11 protein-coding genes are annotated in these 18,818 nt (G+C 66.0%); 7 read left to right on the top strand and 4 right to left on the bottom strand.

From position 1 onward, the window contains the following. The first annotated feature begins 2 nt into the window (after window positions 1-2). The 3 genes from atpD to BMI01S_RS06525 all read left to right on the top strand — a co-directional run bounded on the left by atpD (window position 3) and on the right by BMI01S_RS06525 (window position 4,072). The gene (atpD, locus tag BMI01S_RS06535) at window positions 3-1,397 is read left to right on the top strand and encodes a F0F1 ATP synthase subunit beta (RefSeq protein ID WP_028213225.1); all 1,395 of its coding nucleotides are present in this window, start codon (window positions 3-5) and stop codon (window positions 1,395-1,397) included. 131 nt (window positions 1,398-1,528) lie between these two features. Continuing rightward, the gene (locus BMI01S_RS06530; RefSeq protein WP_028213224.1) at window positions 1,529-1,954 is read left to right on the top strand and encodes a F0F1 ATP synthase subunit epsilon; all 426 of its coding nucleotides are present in this window, start codon (window positions 1,529-1,531) and stop codon (window positions 1,952-1,954) included. A gap of 357 nt (window positions 1,955-2,311) precedes the next feature. After that, the gene (locus BMI01S_RS06525) at window positions 2,312-4,072 is read left to right on the top strand and encodes an AMP-binding protein (RefSeq protein WP_042288686.1); all 1,761 of its coding nucleotides are present in this window, start codon (window positions 2,312-2,314) and stop codon (window positions 4,070-4,072) included. A gap of 780 nt (window positions 4,073-4,852) precedes the next feature. Here the strand turns inward: BMI01S_RS06525 and BMI01S_RS06520 are convergent. Continuing rightward, complete coding sequence (locus tag BMI01S_RS06520) at window positions 4,853-5,650, bottom strand: transporter substrate-binding domain-containing protein (RefSeq protein WP_028213222.1); 798 nt, start codon at window positions 5,648-5,650, stop codon at window positions 4,853-4,855. A 222-nt stretch (window positions 5,651-5,872) separates the two neighbouring features. On the opposite strand from BMI01S_RS06520, the gene hemE reads away from it, so the two are divergent. Together hemE and BMI01S_RS06510 are read left to right on the top strand one after the other, a co-directional pair. Next, window positions 5,873-6,964, top strand: coding sequence for a uroporphyrinogen decarboxylase (gene hemE / locus BMI01S_RS06515; protein ID WP_028230508.1), 1,092 nt, complete (start codon window positions 5,873-5,875; stop codon window positions 6,962-6,964). A gap of 417 nt (window positions 6,965-7,381) precedes the next feature. Then, a complete protein-coding gene (locus BMI01S_RS06510) occupies window positions 7,382-9,646 on the top strand; it encodes a primosomal protein N' (RefSeq protein ID WP_028213220.1) in 2,265 nt (754 codons plus the stop codon). A 198-nt stretch (window positions 9,647-9,844) separates the two neighbouring features. Here BMI01S_RS06510 and BMI01S_RS41860 read toward each other — a convergent pair whose 3' ends face one another. Continuing rightward, window positions 9,845-9,994, bottom strand: a complete 150-nt coding sequence (locus tag BMI01S_RS41860; protein ID WP_167334411.1) for a hypothetical protein — start codon at window positions 9,992-9,994, stop codon at window positions 9,845-9,847. A 290-nt stretch (window positions 9,995-10,284) separates the two neighbouring features. On the opposite strand from BMI01S_RS41860, the gene putA reads away from it, so the two are divergent. Both putA and BMI01S_RS06500 read left to right on the top strand, forming a co-directional pair. After that, complete coding sequence (gene putA / locus BMI01S_RS06505; RefSeq protein WP_028213219.1) at window positions 10,285-14,220, top strand: trifunctional transcriptional regulator/proline dehydrogenase/L-glutamate gamma-semialdehyde dehydrogenase; 3,936 nt, start codon at window positions 10,285-10,287, stop codon at window positions 14,218-14,220. A gap of 96 nt (window positions 14,221-14,316) precedes the next feature. Further along, window positions 14,317-15,465 (top strand): branched-chain amino acid ABC transporter substrate-binding protein, encoded by a 1,149-nt coding sequence (locus BMI01S_RS06500; RefSeq protein WP_028213218.1) that lies wholly within the window; start codon window positions 14,317-14,319, stop codon window positions 15,463-15,465. Between the two features lie 124 nt (window positions 15,466-15,589). On the opposite strand, the gene BMI01S_RS06495 is transcribed toward BMI01S_RS06500, so the two are convergent. Then, on the bottom strand, window positions 15,590-17,296 hold the full coding sequence (locus BMI01S_RS06495) for a thiamine pyrophosphate-binding protein (RefSeq protein ID WP_028230509.1): 1,707 nt from the start codon (window positions 17,294-17,296) through the stop codon (window positions 15,590-15,592). Window positions 17,297-17,382: 86 nt separating this feature from the next. Then, window positions 17,383-18,771, bottom strand: coding sequence for an L-serine ammonia-lyase (locus tag BMI01S_RS06490; protein ID WP_028213216.1), 1,389 nt, complete (start codon window positions 18,769-18,771; stop codon window positions 17,383-17,385). Between the last annotated feature and the right edge of the window lie 47 nt (window positions 18,772-18,818).

The raw sequence follows: 18,818 nt of genomic DNA, 5'->3' as shown, positions 1-18,818 counted from the left end.
CGATGAGTACAACTGCTTTGGTAGAAGGCAAGATCGTACAGTGCATCGGCGCGGTGATCGACGTGGAATTCCCGCGCGAGACCATGCCGAAGATCTACGACGCGCTGATTCTCGAAGGGTCGGACCTGACCCTGGAAGTGCAGCAACAGCTGGGCGACGGCGTTGTCCGCACCATCTGTCTGGGTGCTTCCGACGGCCTGCGCCGCGGCACCGTGGTCAAGAACACGGGCAACCCCATCAGCGTTCCGGTCGGCAAGCCGACGCTCGGCCGCATCATGGACGTGCTCGGCCGCCCGATCGACGAAGCAGGCCCGATCGTCAGCGAAACGACGCGTGCGATCCACCAGAAGGCTCCGGCGTTCGACGAGCTGTCGCCGTCGGCGGAACTGCTCGAAACCGGCATCAAGGTTATCGATCTGATCTGCCCGTTCGCGAAGGGCGGCAAGGTCGGTCTGTTCGGCGGTGCTGGCGTGGGCAAGACCGTCAACATGATGGAGCTCATCAACAACATCGCGAAGGAGCACGGTGGCTTCTCCGTGTTCGCGGGCGTGGGCGAGCGTACCCGTGAGGGCAACGACTTCTACCACGAAATGAAGGACTCGAACGTTCTCGACAAGGTCGCGCTGGTGTACGGCCAGATGAACGAGCCGCCGGGCAACCGTCTGCGCGTCGCGCTGACGGGCCTCACGATGGCCGAGCACTTCCGTGACGAAGGCCTCGACGTGCTGTTCTTCGTCGACAACATCTACCGTTTCACGCTGGCTGGCACGGAAGTGTCGGCACTGCTCGGCCGTATGCCTTCGGCAGTGGGCTATCAGCCGACGCTGGCCGAAGAAATGGGCAAGCTGCAAGAGCGCATCACGTCGACCAAGAAGGGCTCGATTACGTCGGTTCAGGCCGTGTACGTCCCTGCGGACGACCTGACCGACCCGTCGCCGGCTACGACCTTCGGCCACCTGGACGCAACCGTCGTGCTGTCGCGTGACATCGCCTCGCTGGGTATCTACCCGGCAGTCGACCCGCTCGATTCGACCTCGCGCCAGATCGACCCGAACGTGATCGGCGAAGAGCACTACTCGATCACGCGCGGCGTGCAGCAGACGCTGCAGCGCTACAAGGAACTGCGCGACATCATCGCGATTCTTGGCATGGACGAACTGTCGCCGGAAGACAAGCTGACGGTGGCACGCGCGCGCAAGATCCAGCGTTTCCTGTCGCAGCCGTTCCACGTCGCGGAAGTCTTCACGGGCTCGCCGGGCAAGTACGTGCCGCTGAAGGAAACGATCCGCGGCTTCAAGATGATCGTTGGCGGCGAGTGCGATCACCTGCCGGAGCAGGCGTTCTACATGGTCGGCACGATCGACGAAGCCTTCGAAAAGGCCAAGAAGATCCAGTAAGGATCACGTTGCCGGCAACAAGGCGGGTAGCGCCTGGCGCATGCCCGCCGCCGCAACTGTTTGATCCGAGCCATGCATGGGATCGGAACAAGCGCGCAAGCGCCCACTCCGATCGACAGGAGTCGACACATATGGCAGCAACCATCAAGGTAGACGTCGTCAGCGCCGAAGAGAGCATCTTCGACGGCCAGGCGAAGTTCGTCGCGCTTCCGGGCGAGGCGGGCGAGCTGGGCATTCTGCCGGGCCACACGCCGCTCATCACGCGCATTCGTCCGGGTGCCGTGCGCATCGTGGCGGAAGACGGCGACGAGGAGTTCGTGTTCGTCGCAGGCGGCATTCTCGAAGTGCAGCCGGGCGCCGTCACGGTGCTCGCCGACACGGCGATCCGCGGCAAGGATCTCGACGAGGCGAAGGCGACGGAAGCGCGCAAGCGCGCCGAAGAGACGCTGCAGAACGCGGGCTCGAACCTCGAGTACGCCACCGCTCAGGCCGAACTGGCCTACGCGGTCGCGCAGCTCGCGGCGATCCAGCGCCTGCGCAAGATGAACCAGCACTAATTGGTTCTCGTACGCGCGCCTTCGCGGCGCGACGGCCGAAGCGAAAAGGGCTCCCCAACCGGGGAGCCCTTTTTGCATTTCGGCGCCGATCAACGGGCACGGCCCGATGGCATCGCGATGAAAAACACGGCATAAAGGGCGTGAGCCGGAGTGGTCGACAAGAATGCTCTGACATACTTGACGTTTACGGAAAGGTAATGCCAAATCATGCGTTCGCGGCCGGCTCGGAAGGCGTGGCCGCGTTCGACGGAAGTCACTGCGAGCAAGACTTGATGCCGCCGCCAGGAAAGCCGGTGGCGCAATGGTTTTCACATCGATTTCAAGAGTGGGAGTGACGCTCCCCAGGAGACAGCCATCATGGCAATCGACGCAGCAGCCGCGCGCCCCGCGCACGGTGTACCTGAGCCGCTCATCGCGCCCAAAGACGGGCTTTCGTACGTGCGAGGCACGACCGAGGTGCCGCTCAGCGACGCGACGCTCGGAACCTTCCTGCAGGACACGGCCAACCGGTTTCCCGAGCGTCCTGCCGTGGTGTTCCGTGAGCAGGGCATCCGCTGGACCTGGCGCGAGTTCGCCGCTGAGGTCGATGTGCTCGCAGCCGGTTTCGCCGAACTGGGCATCGTCAAGGGCGACCGGGTCGGCATCTGGTCGCCCAACCGTGTCGAATGGCTGCTGACCCAGTTCGCGACGGCGCGCATCGGCGCGGTGCTCGTCAATATCAATCCCGCCTATCGACTCGCCGAACTCGAATACGCGTTGAACAAGGTCGGCTGCAAGGCGATCGTCTGCGCGGAGAGCTTCAAGACGTCGAAGTATCTGGAGATGCTGCAGACGCTCGCACCCGAGCTCGCGACCGCGGCGCCAGGCCAGCTGCAGGCGGCGCGCCTGCCCGAGCTGCGTGCGGTCATCCGCATGTGCGATACGTCGACACCCGGCATGCTGTGCTTCAGCGAAATCGTGGAACTCGGCCGCGAGCGCATTGCCCGTGACGGCACATCATGGCTCGACGCCATCGACGCGACGCTATCGTCGGGCGACCCGATCAACATCCAGTTCACGAGCGGCACGACCGGCAATCCGAAGGGCGCGACGCTCACGCACCGCAACGTGCTCAACAACGGGCGTTTCATTGCGCAGGCGATGCGCCTCACCGAAGCGGACTCGCTCTGCATTCCCGTGCCGCTCTATCACTGCTTCGGCATGGTGCTCGCGGTGCTCGCGTGCGTTTCGGTGGGCGCGAACATGGTCTTCCCGGGCGAGGCCTTCGATCCGCGCGCGACGCTCGAGGCCGTCTCGGAAGAGGGCTGCACGGCATTGCACGGGGTGCCCACGATGTTCATCGCCGAGCTCGATCATCCCGAGTTCGCGCGCTTCGATCTCTCGAAGCTGCGCACAGGCATCATGGCCGGCTCGCCGTGTCCGATCGAGACGATGAAGCGCGTCGTTTCGAAAATGCATCTCGCCGAGATCACGATCGCCTACGGCATGACGGAAACGAGCCCCGTGTCGTTCCAGAGCTCGACCACCGATCCGCTCGACAAGCGCACGACCACGGTGGGCCGTATCCAGCCGCATCTCGAAGTGAAGATCGTCGATGCGCTCGGCAATATCGTGCCGGTGGGCGAAACGGGCGAACTTTGCACGAAGGGATATTCGGTGATGCTGGGCTACTGGGGAGACGAGGCCAAAACGGCAGAGTCGATCGTCGACGGCTGGATGCACACGGGCGATCTCGCGACGATCGACGCCGAAGGATACTGCAACATCGTCGGCCGCCTGAAGGACATGCTCATTCGCGGTGGCGAGAATATCTATCCGCGCGAGATCGAGGAGTTCCTGTTCCGCCATCCGAAGGTGCAGTCGGCCCAGGTGTTCGGCGTGCCCGATGCGAAGTACGGCGAGGAAGTCTGTGCGTGGATCGTGCTGCGTCCGGGCGAAACGGCCACGGCCGAGGAGATCCAGGCGTTCTGCCAGGGGCAGATTGCCCACTACAAGATTCCGAAGTACATCCGCTTTGTCGACGAACTGCCGATGACGGTAACAGGCAAAGTCCAGAAGTTCGTGATGCGCGCACGCATGATCGACGAATTGAAGATCAGCGAGCAGAGGACCGCTTGAGGGTTTCGCGCCGAAGCACGACGGCCGCGGCGAACGGATCACCACGCCGCGGCGTTTTTACTCGAGCGCACGGAATTAATCGGGATGCCGAATGATTATCTCGCGGCGCAACAGGGCTCGCGCAGTGGAATACACGGCGAACTCAGCAAGCATCGAGGAAAATGAGGACGAAAAAAAAGCGGGCCTGGAGCCCGCTAAAAACCACACGCTACGGGGTTAGCGCGAGGAGACCAAAGGAGGAGCCGGGTCATGAAACGTCGTCGACGCCGGTCACGGCTCCAGCAAGGATGCCCCTCGAGAGGGCTTCGGCGCAGTGCCGACCGGCTGAGTGCTTTGTGTCCGCTCACACTTGCACCGAACCACATCCGTGTTGAAACCGTTGAAGGCATTGTGGGCGAATTAACTGGCGTTCGCGGTAACAAAGTGTTTCAGGTTGTAACGCCCGTCAGATAAGGCTTTGGCGGCTTATTTGCATTCCTGAGCGTTTGGTGGCAGTCATTCTTACCGGTTTGTCGGACGCTATCTGACAGCGCTCATCACGGCTTTGCAGGCGCGAATTCGTGGCGCATGGACGGAGGCCCGTTGCCCCGGTTGTTAGCGGGCGATGCGATGGGTACGGAATTACCGACTGCGCACATGCGCAATGCGTCGAAGAGGCGCGCATGCATGGAATGCAAACTTTGCGCGCCTCTCGCCGCGGCGCATCGTGCAACTGATGGTAGCAATTCGAAGGGCCATAACATTGCCGCCAACGGAAGGCGCGCACGGTCGCCAAGCACTTCACTTGAGCCACTTGTCGGAGGTTGCCTGATACTCGCCGCTCGCGCGCGACAGGTGCAGCCACTGATCGACGTACTGCTGGAACACCACGTCGCCGCGCGGCACCATCCACGCTTTCTCGCCGTACTGGAAAGGCTTGTCGGGATGCACCGAGCACAGCCCCGGATTGAGCTTCTGCTGCAGCATGGTTTCGGAAGCGTCGGTGACCATCACGTCGGCCTTGCCCGCGAGGATCTGCTTGAAGATCGTGACGTTGTCCGGATAAGGGACGAGCGTCGCATGCTGCAGGAACTGTTTGGCAAAGCGCTCGTTCGTGCCGCCGGGATTCACGATCACGCGTACCGAAGGCCTGTCGATCTGCGCGACGGTCTGGTACTTGTCGACGTCGGCGCATCGCACGATCGGCGTCTTGCCGTCGACCTGATAGGCCTCTGTGAAGAACGCGCGCTTCTGGCGATCGAGCGTCGTGGAGACGCCGCCCACGGCGACATCGCACTTCGCGAGGAAGTCGTTCATGAGGTTCGGCCACGAGGTTTTCACGAACTCGGCCTTCACGCCGAGCGACTTCGCGAGCGATTCCGTCATGTCGATGTCGATGCCTTCGAACGTGCCGTCCTGCCTGTAGAACGAGTAGGGCTTGTAGTCGCCGGTCGTGCAGGCGCGCAGCGTGCCGCGCGCGAGGATATCGTCGAGTCGCGAAGGGGCGGCGGCGGCCGGTGCTCCGGCGGACGGGGCGGCGGCGCATGCGCTCAGCAGCACGGCGCTCGCGATCGTCAGGCCGAGGGCGGCGTTTTTCATCGTATCTCCAGTTGGGTTCGATTGATCCAATGTTTTGAAAGCCGTCCGATCATAGCCTTCGCATACGCTGTGGATAAGCCCGGTCTTACCTGGGTATGCAGGTTCTATCGTTCAGTGGCGTTTCGCTTGCCGATTGCGCGCGTCGGCGGCGTGGCGCCGCGGCCGCTCCGGTAAAATGGCCGCTTGCTTCCGAACCTTGGCGCGACTTCGCGCAATCCGCCCGTGGCCCACACTCTCCTGAACGACACTTTCCTGCGCGCGTTGCTGCGCCAGCCGACCGAGTACACGCCGATCTGGCTGATGCGCCAGGCTGGCCGTTATCTGCCGGAGTACAACGCCACGCGCAGCCGCGCGGGCAGCTTCCTCGGTCTCGCGAAGCATCCCGACTACGCGACCGAGGTCACGCTGCAGCCGCTCGAGCGCTATCCGCTCGACGCCGCAATCCTGTTCTCCGACATCCTCACCGTTCCCGATGCGATGGGCCTCGGCCTCTCGTTCCAGGCCGGCGAAGGGCCGAAGTTCGCGCATCCCGTGCGCACCGAAGAAGACGTGGCGCGTCTCGCGGTGCCCGATATCGGCGAGACGCTCGGCTACGTGACGGACGCGGTGCGCGAGATCCGCCGCGCGCTGACCAACGCGGATGGACGCCAGCGCGTGCCACTCATCGGTTTCTCCGGCAGCCCGTGGACGCTCGCCTGCTACATGGTCGAGGGCGGCGGCTCGGACGACTTCCGTACGGTCAAATCGATGATGTACGCGCGGCCGGACCTCATGCAGCGCATTCTCGAAGTCAACGCGCAGGCCGTGGCGGCCTACCTGAACGCGCAGATCGAAGCCGGCGCGCAGGCCGTGATGATTTTCGACACCTGGGGCGGCGCGCTCGCCGACGGTGCCTACCAGCGCTTTTCGCTCGCGTACATCGCGCATGTCGTGGCGCAACTCAAGCGCGAGCACGACGGCGAGCGCGTGCCCGTGATCACGTTCACGAAGGGCGGGGGGCTCTGGCTCGACGAAATCGCGAATACGGGCGTGGATGCGGTCGGTCTCGACTGGACCGTCAATCTGGGCCGTGCGCGCGAGCGCGTGGGCAATCGCGTGGCGCTCCAGGGCAACCTGGATCCGACGGTGCTCTTCGCCTCGCCGGCTGCGATTCGCGAGCAGGCGCGCGCGGTCCTGGACAGCTTTGGCGCGCACCCCGGCCATGTGTTCAACCTCGGCCATGGCATCTCGCAGTTCACGCCTCCCGAAAATGTGGCCGAACTCGTGGACGAAGTGCACCGGCACAGCCGCGCGATTCGCGCGGCCTGCGCATGACGGTTTTGTTGCGCTGCAGCGGGCTGGGCTCCCGGCATCAGGGTAAGACCGGCCCCCGGAGTCCATCCAGACGCCATTGCGGTCCTGTCAAGACTTGACTTATGCACACTTGCCACGTTGCGGCGCGCAAGAGCGAAAGGTTGTCGCAGGTGGTCGCCCAGCCTTGGGCTGGATCAATCAGACCCTTGACAGACAAGGCTTTCGCCGCTCCACGGCGCTCTGTGCGGTATCGCACATAACGGCCCCGCGCCGGCGCACCGCGGCGGCGCCCGGCGAGTTCTCAACAAAGTTATCCACAGGCGCAGATTCGGGGGCGCGATTGTTCTGCGGAATCCAAAACTTAGCGCGAAATTTAAAGTATTACTTTAGGTTGGCGTATCTGTGCGGTGGCGTACGGAACTTCCCTGGGAGTCGGGGATGACGGGACGGTACGTGCGGGTGGCGTTGGATCATCCGCTGGATGCGCTCTACGACTATCGCTACGGGCTCGACAGCACGCCCGAACCGGGCATGCTCGTGCGGGTGCCGTTCGGGCGGCGCGACGCGGTGGGCCTCATCTGCGAAGTGAATGCTCACAGCGACGTGCCGGCCAACAAGCTGCGCGACGTGAGCGCGGTATGCGCCGCCTGCCCGCCGCTTTCGGCGCAATGGCTCGCGCTGGCTGGCTTTGCCGCCGACTACTATCAGCGCGGACTCGGCGAAGTCGCGTTGCCGGCGCTGCCGCAGGCGCTCCGTGATCCCTCGCGCTGGGCGCGCCTCCTGGCGCCCGAAGAGCGCTACCGCTTGTTGCCAGAAGGGCGCGCCGCGCTGCCCGAAGCCTTGCCCGCGCGCGCCCAGGCGCTGCGCAGGCTCGCCGAGGCGCTCGTCGAGGCGGGCGAACTCGACGCGGCCGAGGCGCGTTCGCTGCACCCCAAGGCGATAGCGACACTCGACGCCTGGTGCGAGTCGGGCTGGGTAGAGCACCAGCGCATCGAATTCGGCGCGGACGCAAGTGTGCCCCGCAACGAGCCGCGCCGCATTTCGGACGATGCAGGCGCCGACGTGCCCCGTCTGAGCGACGAGCAGGCCGAAGCCGTCGACGCCATCGGCGCGGCGAGCGGCTTTGCGCCGTTCCTGCTGCATGGGGTGACGGGCAGCGGCAAGACCGAGGTGTATCTGCGCGCGCTCGCGGCGCTGCTCGAACGCGACCCGGGAGCCCAGGCGCTCGTGCTCGTGCCCGAGATCAATCTGACGCCGCAGTTCGAGGCCGCCTTTCGCACGCGCTTCGCCGCCACGCTGGCCGACGATGCGATCGTCACGCTCCACAGCGGGCTGGCCGAAGGCGAGCGCGCCCGCAACTGGCTCGCGGCGCACACGGGCCGCGCGCGCATCGTGCTCGGCACGCGGCTCGCGGTGCTCGCTTCGCTGCCGCGCCTCGCGATGCTCGTGATCGATGAGGAGCACGACCCCGCGTACAAGCAGCAGGAGGGGCTGCGCTATTCGGCCCGAGACCTGGCCGTTTGGCGCGCGAAGCAGCTCGGCGTGCCGGTCGTACTGGGCTCGGCCACGCCGTCGCTCGAAAGCTGGTGGCAGGCCGAGCAGGGCCGCTACACGCGGCTTACACTGTCGCGCCGCGCGATTGCCGACGCGGTGCTGCCGACCGTCAAGCTCATCGATCTCGAAGAGGAGCGGCGGCGCGGGCGCGCCTCGTTCGAAGGGCTTTCCGGGCCGCTGGTCGCGGCGATGAAGGCGCGTCTCGAGCGTGGCGAGCAAAGTCTCGTGTTCCTGAACCGGCGCGGCTATGCACCCACGCTCGCCTGCGACGCCTGCGGGTGGGTGGCAGGCTGCCCGCGTTGCAGCGCCTACGTCGTGCTCCACAAGCCGGAGCGCGCGCTGCGTTGCCACCACTGCGGCTGGGAATCGCGTATTCCACGTTCGTGCCCCGAGTGCGGCAACGTCGACATTGCGCCGATGGGGCGCGGCACGCAGCGCATCGAGGAAGCGCTCGCGAGCGCGGTGCCGGGCGCGCGCGTCCTGCGCATCGACGCCGACAGCACGCGCCGCAAGGGCAGTGCGCAGGCGCTGTTCTCCGACGTGCACGCGGGCGACGTCGATATCCTGGTCGGCACGCAGATGATCGCCAAGGGGCACGACTTCCAGCGCGTGTCGCTCGTTGGCGTGCTGAACGCCGACAATGCGCTCTTTTCGCACGATTTCCGGGCGAGCGAGCGGCTGTTCGCGCAGCTGATGCAGGTGAGCGGCCGGGCCGGGCGCGCGGGCCTGCCGGGCGAGGTGCTCGTGCAAACGCGCTATCCGCGCCATGCGCTCTATCACGCGCTGGCACGCCAGGACTATGTGGGTTTTGCGAATGCGCAGCTAGGCGAGCGGCGCGATGCGCACCTGCCGCCGTTCGTGTATCAGGCGCTGTTGCGCGCCGAAGGGCGCACGCTGGAGGCCGCGCTGGCGTTCCTGGCCCAGGCTGCCGACGCGCTCGCGGCGATTCCCGCCGCGCAGCGCGTGACGGCTTACGATGCGGTGCCGCTCACCATCGTGAAGGTGATGAACGTGCATCGCGCGCAACTCCTGGTGGAGAGCCAGTCGCGGGCCGCGCTACAGGCAACGCTGCACGCGTGGCAACCCGCGCTGCGCGCATTGCGTGGCGTGCTGCGCTGGAATCTCGAAGTCGACCCGCTGGATATCTAGCGGGCCGCGATCCGTCGGGCCGCGCTCGGTCCGGCCGCGCCAAGTCCGGCCGCGATCGGTCGGGCCACGATCAGACGAGCCGCGATCAGTCCCGCCGCGCCAGGTCGGGCCGCGGGCCCCGCAACGCGCGAGCGCAGACGAAGCCGCCATGGCCCAAAACCGCGGCCACGGGGCATCGAAACAACCCGCCGTGCTACTTCAGTTGCCGACCGTATCTGCCACCTCGCTGCGCGCCGCTCGCTTCAAGTTCATGCGGCGCTCGTCGGGCGCTGTCGCGCCGCGGATGAAAAACACGGCGCACAGGGCGCACATGGTCCAGATTCCCGCAATCACCAGCAGCTTTTCCATTTTTCCGGTCCCTACGCTATTTCTTGTGACCAACAACCCCCGCTCTGTTTGTATAACGGCACGGCTGCGGAATCGATTAGGGTTGTCCAGCGTGTTGCGCGACCAGGGAAAATACCGAGCGCAACCGGGGCGGCCCAGCGGACGGCCATCAGCCGCGAAGCCAGGCTCCGCAAGGCTTCGCAGAGGGTGCAACCATACTCGGAGAGTGGTTGCACCTTTTTAATTGTAGGGTTACGATTCGCCAACTTTTTAGTCACCGCCGGTGCGTTGAGCCGGCATACGAAGGAACCATGGCTAGCACCACACTTGGCGTCAAGGTCGACGATCTCCTCCGCTCCCGCCTGAAGGACGCCGCCACGCGGCTCGAGCGCACGCCGCACTGGCTCATCAAGCAAGCCATCTTTGCCTATCTCGAGAAAATCGAGCACGGTCAGTTGCCGCCGGAACTCAATGGCCACGTCGGCGCAACCGATCTCGCCGATGGCGCTAACTCCGACGACGACGAAGCCGCCTCGCACCCGTTCCTCGAATTCGCGCAGAACGTGCAACCGCAGTCGGTGCTGCGCGCGGCCATCACGGCCGCGTACCGCCGCCCGGAGCCGGAATGCGTGCCATTCCTGATCGGCGAGGCGCGCCTGCCGGCCAACCTCACCGGCGACGTGACGAAGCTCGCCACGCGTCTCGTGGAAACGCTGCGCGCTAAGCGCTCGGGCGGGGGCGTGGAAGGCCTGATCCACGAGTTCTCGCTTTCGAGCCAGGAAGGCGTCGCGCTGATGTGCCTCGCCGAGGCGCTGCTGCGTATTCCCGACCGCGCCACGCGCGACGCGCTCATTCGCGACAAGATCAGCAAGGGCGACTGGAAGTCGCACGTCGGCCATGCGCCGTCGCTGTTCGTGAACGCCGCGACGTGGGGCCTCATGATCACCGGCAAGCTCGTCACGACGAACAGCGAAGCCGGCCTTTCGTCGGCGCTCACGCGCATGATCGGCAAGGGCGGCGAGCCGCTGATCCGCAAGGGCGTCGATATGGCGATGCGCTTGATGGGCGAGCAGTTCGTCACGGGCGAGACGATCTCCGAAGCCCTCGCCAACAGCCGCAAGTTCGAAGCGCGCGGGTTCCGCTACTCGTACGACATGCTCGGCGAAGCCGCGACGACGGAAGCCGATGCTCAGCGCTACTACGCATCGTACGAGCAGGCGATCCACGCCATCGGCAAGGCCGCGGGCGGCCGCGGCATCTACGAAGGCCCCGGCATCTCGATCAAGCTCTCCGCGCTGCATCCGCGCTATTCGCGCGCGCAGCAGGAACGCACGATGAACGAGCTGCTGCCGCGCGTGCGCGCGCTCGCCGTGCTGGCGCGTCGCTATGACATCGGCCTCAATATCGACGCCGAAGAAGCCGACCGCCTCGAACTCTCGCTCGACCTGCTCGAAGCGCTGTGTTTCGACCCGGAACTCGCGGGCTGGAACGGCATTGGCTTCGTGGTGCAGGCTTACCAGAAGCGCTGCCCGTTCGTGATCGACTACATCGTCGATCTCGCGCGCCGCAGCCGTCACCGCATCATGGTGCGCCTCGTGAAGGGCGCGTACTGGGATACGGAAATCAAGCGCGCACAGGTCGATGGCCTCGAAGGCTACCCCGTGTACACGCGCAAGATCTACACCGATGTGTCGTACCTCGCCTGCGCGAAGAAGCTGCTCGGCGCGCCGGACGCGGTGTATCCGCAGTTCGCCACGCACAACGCGTACACGCTCTCGGCGATCTATCACCTCGCGGGGCAGAACTACTATCCCGGCCAGTACGAATTCCAGTGCCTGCACGGCATGGGCGAGCCGCTGTACGAAGAAGTCACGGGCCCGCTCTCGCAGGGCAAGCTCAACCGTCCGTGCCGCGTCTACGCGCCGGTCGGCACGCATGAAACGCTGCTCGCGTACCTCGTGCGCCGCCTGCTCGAAAACGGGGCGAACACGTCGTTCGTGAACCGCATCGCCGATGAAAGCGTGCCCGTCGCCGAGCTGGTCGCGAACCCCATCGACGAAGCTGCGAAGGTCGTGCCGCTGGGCGCGCCGCACGCGAAGATTCCGCTGCCGCGCGAGCTGTACGGCAAGGAGCGCTTCAACTCGATGGGCCTCGACCTCTCGAACGAACATCGCCTCGCGTCGCTTTCGTCGGCGCTGCTCGCGAGCGCGCATCATCCGTGGCGCGCCGCGCCGATGCTCGAAGGCCACGAAATCATCGCGGGCGTCGCGCGCGACGTGCGCAATCCGGCCGATCATCGCGATCTCGTCGGCACCGTTGTGGAGGCAACGAGCGAGCACGTGAGCGCCGCGCTCTCGCACGCCGTGGCCGCCGCGCCGATCTGGCAGGCAACGCCCGTCGAAGCGCGCGCCGACTGCCTCGCACGCGCCGCCGACCTGCTCGAAGCGCAGATGCACACGCTCATGGGCCTGATCGTGCGCGAAGCGGGCAAGTCGCTGCCGAACGCCGTGGCCGAGATTCGCGAAGCGATCGATTTTCTGCGCTACTACTCCACGCAGATCCGCCAGGAGTTCTCGAACGACACACATCGCCCGCTCGGTCCCGTGGTGTGTATCAGCCCGTGGAACTTCCCGCTCGCGATCTTCATGGGCCAGGTGGCTGCCGCCCTCGCCGCTGGCAATACGGTGCTCGCGAAGCCCGCAGAACAAACGCCGCTGATCGCGGCGCAAGCGGTGCGCATTCTGCGCGAAGCCGGCGTGCCGGCGGGCGCGGTGCAATTGCTGCCGGGCAACGGCGAAACCGTGGGTGCGGCGCTGGTCGCCGATGCGCGCACGCGCGCCGTCATGTTCACGGGCTCGACCGAAGTCGCGCGCCTCATCAACAAGACGCTCTCCGAGCGCCTCGATTCGGAAGGCCGCCCGATTCCGCTGATCGCCGAAACCGGCGGCCAGAACGCGATGATCGTCGATTCGTCGGCGCTCGCAGAGCAGGTGGTGGCCGACGTGCTGCAAAGCGCGTTCGATTCGGCGGGCCAGCGCTGCTCGGCGCTGCGCGTGCTGTGCCTGCAGGACGACGTGGCCGACCGCACGCTCGAGATGCTCACGGGCGCGATGAAGGAGCTCGCGGTGGGCAACCCCGACCGCCTCTCGACTGACGTTGGCCCTGTGATCGACGTCGACGCGAAGCGCGGCATCGATGCGCACGTCGCCGCCATGCGTGAAAAGGGGCGCACGGTCCAGCAGATGCCGATGCCCGAGAGCTGCGCGCAAGGCACGTTCGTGCCGCCGACGCTCATCGAGCTCGACAGCCTCGACGAACTCAAGCGCGAAGTGTTCGGCCCGGTGCTGCACGTGGTGCGTTATCGCCGCAGCCAGCTCGACCGCCTGCTCGAACAGATCCGCGCGACGGGCTATGGCCTCACGCTCGGCATTCACACACGCATCGACGAAACGATCGCGCACGTGGTCGGCCGCGCGCACGTGGGCAACATCTACGTGAACCGCAACGTGATCGGCGCGGTGGTGGGCGTGCAGCCGTTCGGCGGCGAAGGGCTTTCGGGCACGGGTCCGAAGGCCGGTGGCGCGCTGTATCTCTCGCGCCTGCTCGCGAAGCGTCCGGCCGGCCTGCCGAAGTCGCTCGCCGATGCACTCGTGGTCGACGTACCGCAAGGTGAGAGCGCACCGCAGTCGGCACAATCGGCGCTCACGACGCTGCGCGACTGGCTCATTGCCGAGCGCCAGCCCGCACTCGCGGCACGCTGCGAAGGCTACCTCGAATACGTGCTCGCGGGCGCCACGGCCGTTCTGCCGGGCCCGACGGGCGAGCGCAACACGTACACGCTTTCGGCGCGCGGCACGGTGCTGTGCGTGCCCTCGACGGCAACCGGCGCACGCGCGCAACTGGCCGTTGCGCTCGCAACGGGCAACCGCGCGCTGTTCCAGGGCGCGGCGGGCGAGGCGCTGGTGAACGCGCTCCCGGCGCCACTGAAGGCGCACGTGGCGATCAGGAAGACGGCGGACGCCGACTTCGACGCCGTCCTCTTCGAAGGCGACAGCGACGAGCTGCTCGCGCTCGTGAAGGACGTGGCAAAACGTCCCGGCCCGATCGTTTCGGTCCAGGGCGTGGCGGCGCACGCGCTCGCCAACGGCGATGAGGATTACGCGCTCGAACGTCTGCTCGCGGAACGTTCGGTCAGCGTGAATACGGCCGCAGCAGGCGGTAACGCGAATTTGATGACGATCGGCTAAGCAGCAGCCATACTGTCGGTCGTCTCAAGACAAGGAAGCGGCAAGGCTCATTCAATCCGAAGCCGCTCGTTTGATACCTGGTACCAAGGAGAAGCAATGCAACACACGATGAAGCAGCTGGCAGGTGCAACGCTCGTTGCGGCCGTGTCGCTGGTGGGGACTGCGCACGCACAGCAAGTCGAAGAAGTGAAGGTGGGTTTCGCCGGCCCGATGACGGGCGCCCAGGCGCACTACGGCAAGGATTTCCAGAACGGCATCACGCTCGCCGTCGAGGACATCAACGCGACGAAGCCCGTGATCGGCGGCAAGCCGGTGCGCTTCGTGCTCGACTCGGCCGACGACCAGGCCGACCCGCGCACGGGCACGACGGTCGCGCAGAAGCTCGTCGACGACGGCATCAAGGGCATGCTCGGTCACTTCAACTCGGGCACGACGATTCCGGCTTCGCGCATCTACGCGAACGCGGGCATCCCGCAGATCGCCATGGCGACCGCGCCTGAGTACACGCAGCAAGGCTTCAAGACGACGTTCCGCATGATGACCTCGGACACGCAGCAAGGTTCGGTGGCAGGCACGTTCGCGGTGAAGAACCTCGGCATGAAGAAGATCGTCGTGATCGATGACCGCACGGCCTACGGCCAGGGTCTCGCCGACGAGTTCTCGAAGGCAGCGAAGGCGGCCGGCGGCAACATCATCGATCGCGAGTACACCAACGACAAGGCCGTCGACTTCAAGTCGGTCCTGACGAAGGCGAAGGCGATGAACCCCGACCTCGTCTACTTCGGCGGCGCCGATTCGCAGGCCGCGCCGATGGTCAAGCAGATGAAGTCGCTGGGCATCAAGGCTCCGCTGATGGGCGGCGAAATGGTGCACACGCCGACTTTCCTGCAGATCGCCGGTGACGCGGCGAACGGCACGGTGGCTTCGCTCGCGGGCCTGCCGCTCGACCAGATGCCGGGTGGCAAGGACTACGTCGAGAAGTACAAGAAGCGCTTCGGCGAAGACGTGCAGACGTACTCGCCGTACGCCTATGACGGCGCGATGGCGATGTTCACGGCAATGAAGAAGGCCAACTCGACGGATCCGGCGAAGTATCTGCCGTTCCTCGCGAAGACCAGCATGCCGGCTGTCACGACGTCGGACCTCGCGTACGACACGCGCGGCGACCTGAAGAACGGCGGCATCACGCTGTACAAGGTCGTCGACGGCAAGTGGACGACGCTGCAGAGCGTGGGCGGCAAGTAAGCGCCTGACGCTGCAAGGAGTAGAAAAGCCCCGCGGGTGTCGAGCCTGCGGGGCTTTTTGTTTGTTTGCACGCTTGCCATCGCCCACAGGGCCAAAGGTGAGCTTCTTCAGGATTCCTCTTCAGTCACGCTCCGCGCATCTTCCGGCCCGCTTCACGAACCTGTTCGAGCGTCGCCGCGGGCGTGCTCGCTTCCTTCGTCACGCGAATCTCGATCAGCGCCGGCTTTCCAGCCGTGAGCGCGCGCTCCAGCGCAGGCGCGAACTGTGCCGTGGCGGTGACGACTTCGCCGTGCGCGCCGAACGACTGCGCAAACGCCGCGAAGTCGGGATTCGTGAGCTGTGTGCCGTGCACGCGGTTCGGATAGTGGCGCTCCTGGTGCATGCGGATCGTGCCGTAGTGCGCGTTGTTCACGACGATAAAAACGACATTGAGGCCGTACCGCATCGCCGTCGCGAGTTCCGATGAGGCCATCATGAAACAGCCGTCGCCCGCGAGCGCGACCACGGTGCGCGACGGATAGAGCGACTTCGCGGCGATCGCGGAGGGCACGCCGTAGCCCATGGCGCCGCTCGTGGGCGCGAGCTGCGAGCGGAAGTGGCGGTACGCGAAGTGCCGGTGCAGCCAGATCGCGTAGTTGCCTGCGCCGTTCGTGACGATCGCGTCGTCGGGCAAACGGGCGCGCAGTTGCTCCATCACTTCGCCCAGTTGCACGTCGCCGGGCATCGGCAGCGGCTTGCGCCATGCCTGCCACGCCTCGTGCGCCTGCGCGGCGCTCCCGGCCCACGCAGGTTGGGCGGGTGCGGGAAGCCCGGCGAGCAGCGCCGCGATTTCCGCGAGACCGGAGACGATGGGCAGGTCGGCCGCATACACGCGCCCCAGTTCTTCCGCGCCCTGGTGCACGTGAATGAGCGTCTGTTTCGTTTTGGGGATGTCCAGGAGCGTGTAGCCGCCCGTCGTGGCTTCGCCCAGACGCGGCCCGAGCGCGAGCAGCACATCGGCTTCGCGAATGCGTTTGGCCAACGCGGGATTCACGCCGAGGCCCACGTCGCCCGCGTAGTTCGGGTGGTCGTTGTTGAGCGTGTCCTGAAAGCGGAACGCGAGACCCACGGGCAATTGCCAGTTTTCGACGAAGCGCTGAAAGTCCGCGCAGGCCTGGGTGTTCCAGCCGTTTCCGCCCGCGATCACGAACGGCTTCTTCGCGCCCGCGAGCAGTTCGCGCAGCCGCGCCATCTGGGCCGTGGAAGGCGAGGCCTGCACACGCTGCGCGGGTGGCGCGATGGGCTGCGCTTCGGCTGCGGGAATCGCGCCGCTCAGCATGTCCTCGGGCAGCGCGAGCACGACCGGACCCGGCCGGCCCGACATTGCGACGTGGAACGCGTGGCTCATGTACTCCGGCACGCGGCGCGCATCGTCGATCTGCGCGACCCACTTCGCCATCTGGCCGAACATGCGGCGATAGTCGATCTCCTGGAACGCCTCGCGGTCCGTCTGGTCGCGCGCGACCTGGCCGATCAGCAGGATCATCGGCGTGGAGTCCTGGAACGCCGTGTGCACGCCGATCGACGCGTGGGTGGCGCCCGGCCCGCGCGTGACGAGCGCGATGCCGGGCTTGCCCGTGAGTTTGCCGATCGCCTCCGCCATGTTCGCCGCGGCCGCTTCGTGACGGCAGACCACGGTCTCGATGCGCGCGGTTTCGTCGGACAACGAATCGAGCACAGCGAGATAGCTCTCGCCGGGTACGCAGAAAACGCGCTCGACGCCATTGGCAACGAGCGTATCGACGAGGAGGCGAGCCCCGGTGGTGGTGGCGGAATCGTTCGGCTGCTGCATGGCGTTCAAGTCTCCTTCAATCGTTACGTGAGTCCGTCCGGATACTTCGGGCAACGCGTCGGGCAAGGCGACACCGCATCAAACGATCAGCACTCCACGATATTCACCGCGAGGCCGCCGCGCGAGGTCTCCTTGTACTTCGTCTTCATGTCGGCGCCAGTCTCGCGCATCGTCTTGATGACGGAGTCGAGCGAAACATAGTGCGCGCCGTCGCCGCGCAGCGCCATGCGCGCGGCGTTCACGGCCTTCACCGAGGCCATGGCGTTGCGCTCGATGCAGGGAATCTGCACCATGCCGCCCACGGGGTCGCAGGTGAGGCCGAGGTTGTGCTCCATGCCGATTTCGGCGGCGTTCTCGACCTGCTGGGGCGTGCCGCCCAGCACGGCGGCGAGCGCGCCCGCGGCCATCGAGCAGGCCACGCCCACTTCGCCCTGGCAGCCCACTTCCGCGCCGGAAATCGACGCGTTGAGCTTATAGAGAATGCCGATGGCGGCGGCGGTGAGCAGGAAGTCGATCACACCTTGCTCGTTCGCGCCGGGCGTGAAGCGCACGTAGTAGTGGAGCACGGCGGGGATGATGCCGGCCGCGCCGTTGGTCGGCGCGGTCACGACGCGCCCGCCTGCGGCGTTCTCCTCGTTCACGGCGATCGCATAGAGGTTGATCCAGTCGATCATCGAGAGCGGGTCCTGCAGCGCGCGCTCGGGGTTGCCGGTGAGCGCGCGATAGAGCTGCGACGCGCGGCGCTTCACGGCGAACGGGCCGGGCAAGGTGCCGTCGGCGTCGGGATTGTTGATGCCGCAACCACGCGAGACGCACGACTGCATCACGTCCCAGATGCGCAGGAGACCGGAGCGAATCTGCTCGTCGCTGTGCCAGACGCGCTCGTTTTCGAGCATCATCTGGGCGATGCTCTTGCCCGTCGCGGCGCACTGCGCGAGCATTTCCGCGCCCGTGCGGAACGGATGTGGCAGTTGCTGCGCGGCGGCGAGCACCTTGGTGTTCGGCGCGCCGGCCGTGACGACGAAGCCGCCGCCCACCGAGAGATAGGTGCTTTCGCGCAGGGTTTCGCCGCCGGCGTCCAGCGCGCGCAGCTTCATGCCGTTGGGGTGCTCGGGCAGCGCCTGGCGATAGAACGCCACGTGCTCCTTCGGCACGAACGCAATGGGGTGGCGCCCGAGTAGCGCGAGCTGGCGCGAGCTGCGCACGGCTTCGAGGCGCTCGTTGATGGTGTCGGGATCGACGGTGTCGGGCGCATCGCCCATCAGGCCGAGCATGACGCCGCGGTCGGTGCCGTGGCCCTTGCCGGTGGCGCCGAGCGAGCCGTACAGCTCGACTTTCACGGCGGCGGTGCTCGCGAGCAGTCCGTCGCGCTCGAGTCCTTCGGCGAACATCAATGCCGCGCGCATGGGCCCGACCGTGTGGGAGCTGGAAGGCCCGATGCCGACTTTGAACAGATCGAAAACGCTTACTGCCATGGGTGCTGCTCCTGCTTGTCTGACGTTGGTTGGTAAGGATGCGGCGC

Origin of the sequence: Paraburkholderia mimosarum LMG 23256 = NBRC 106338, assembly GCF_000739815.1 — a bacterium.
Classification (GTDB): Bacteria; Pseudomonadota; Gammaproteobacteria; order Burkholderiales; family Burkholderiaceae; genus Paraburkholderia; species Paraburkholderia mimosarum.
Note: the sequence above shows the minus strand (reverse complement) of the source record. Positions and strands in the feature narration are given on the sequence as shown.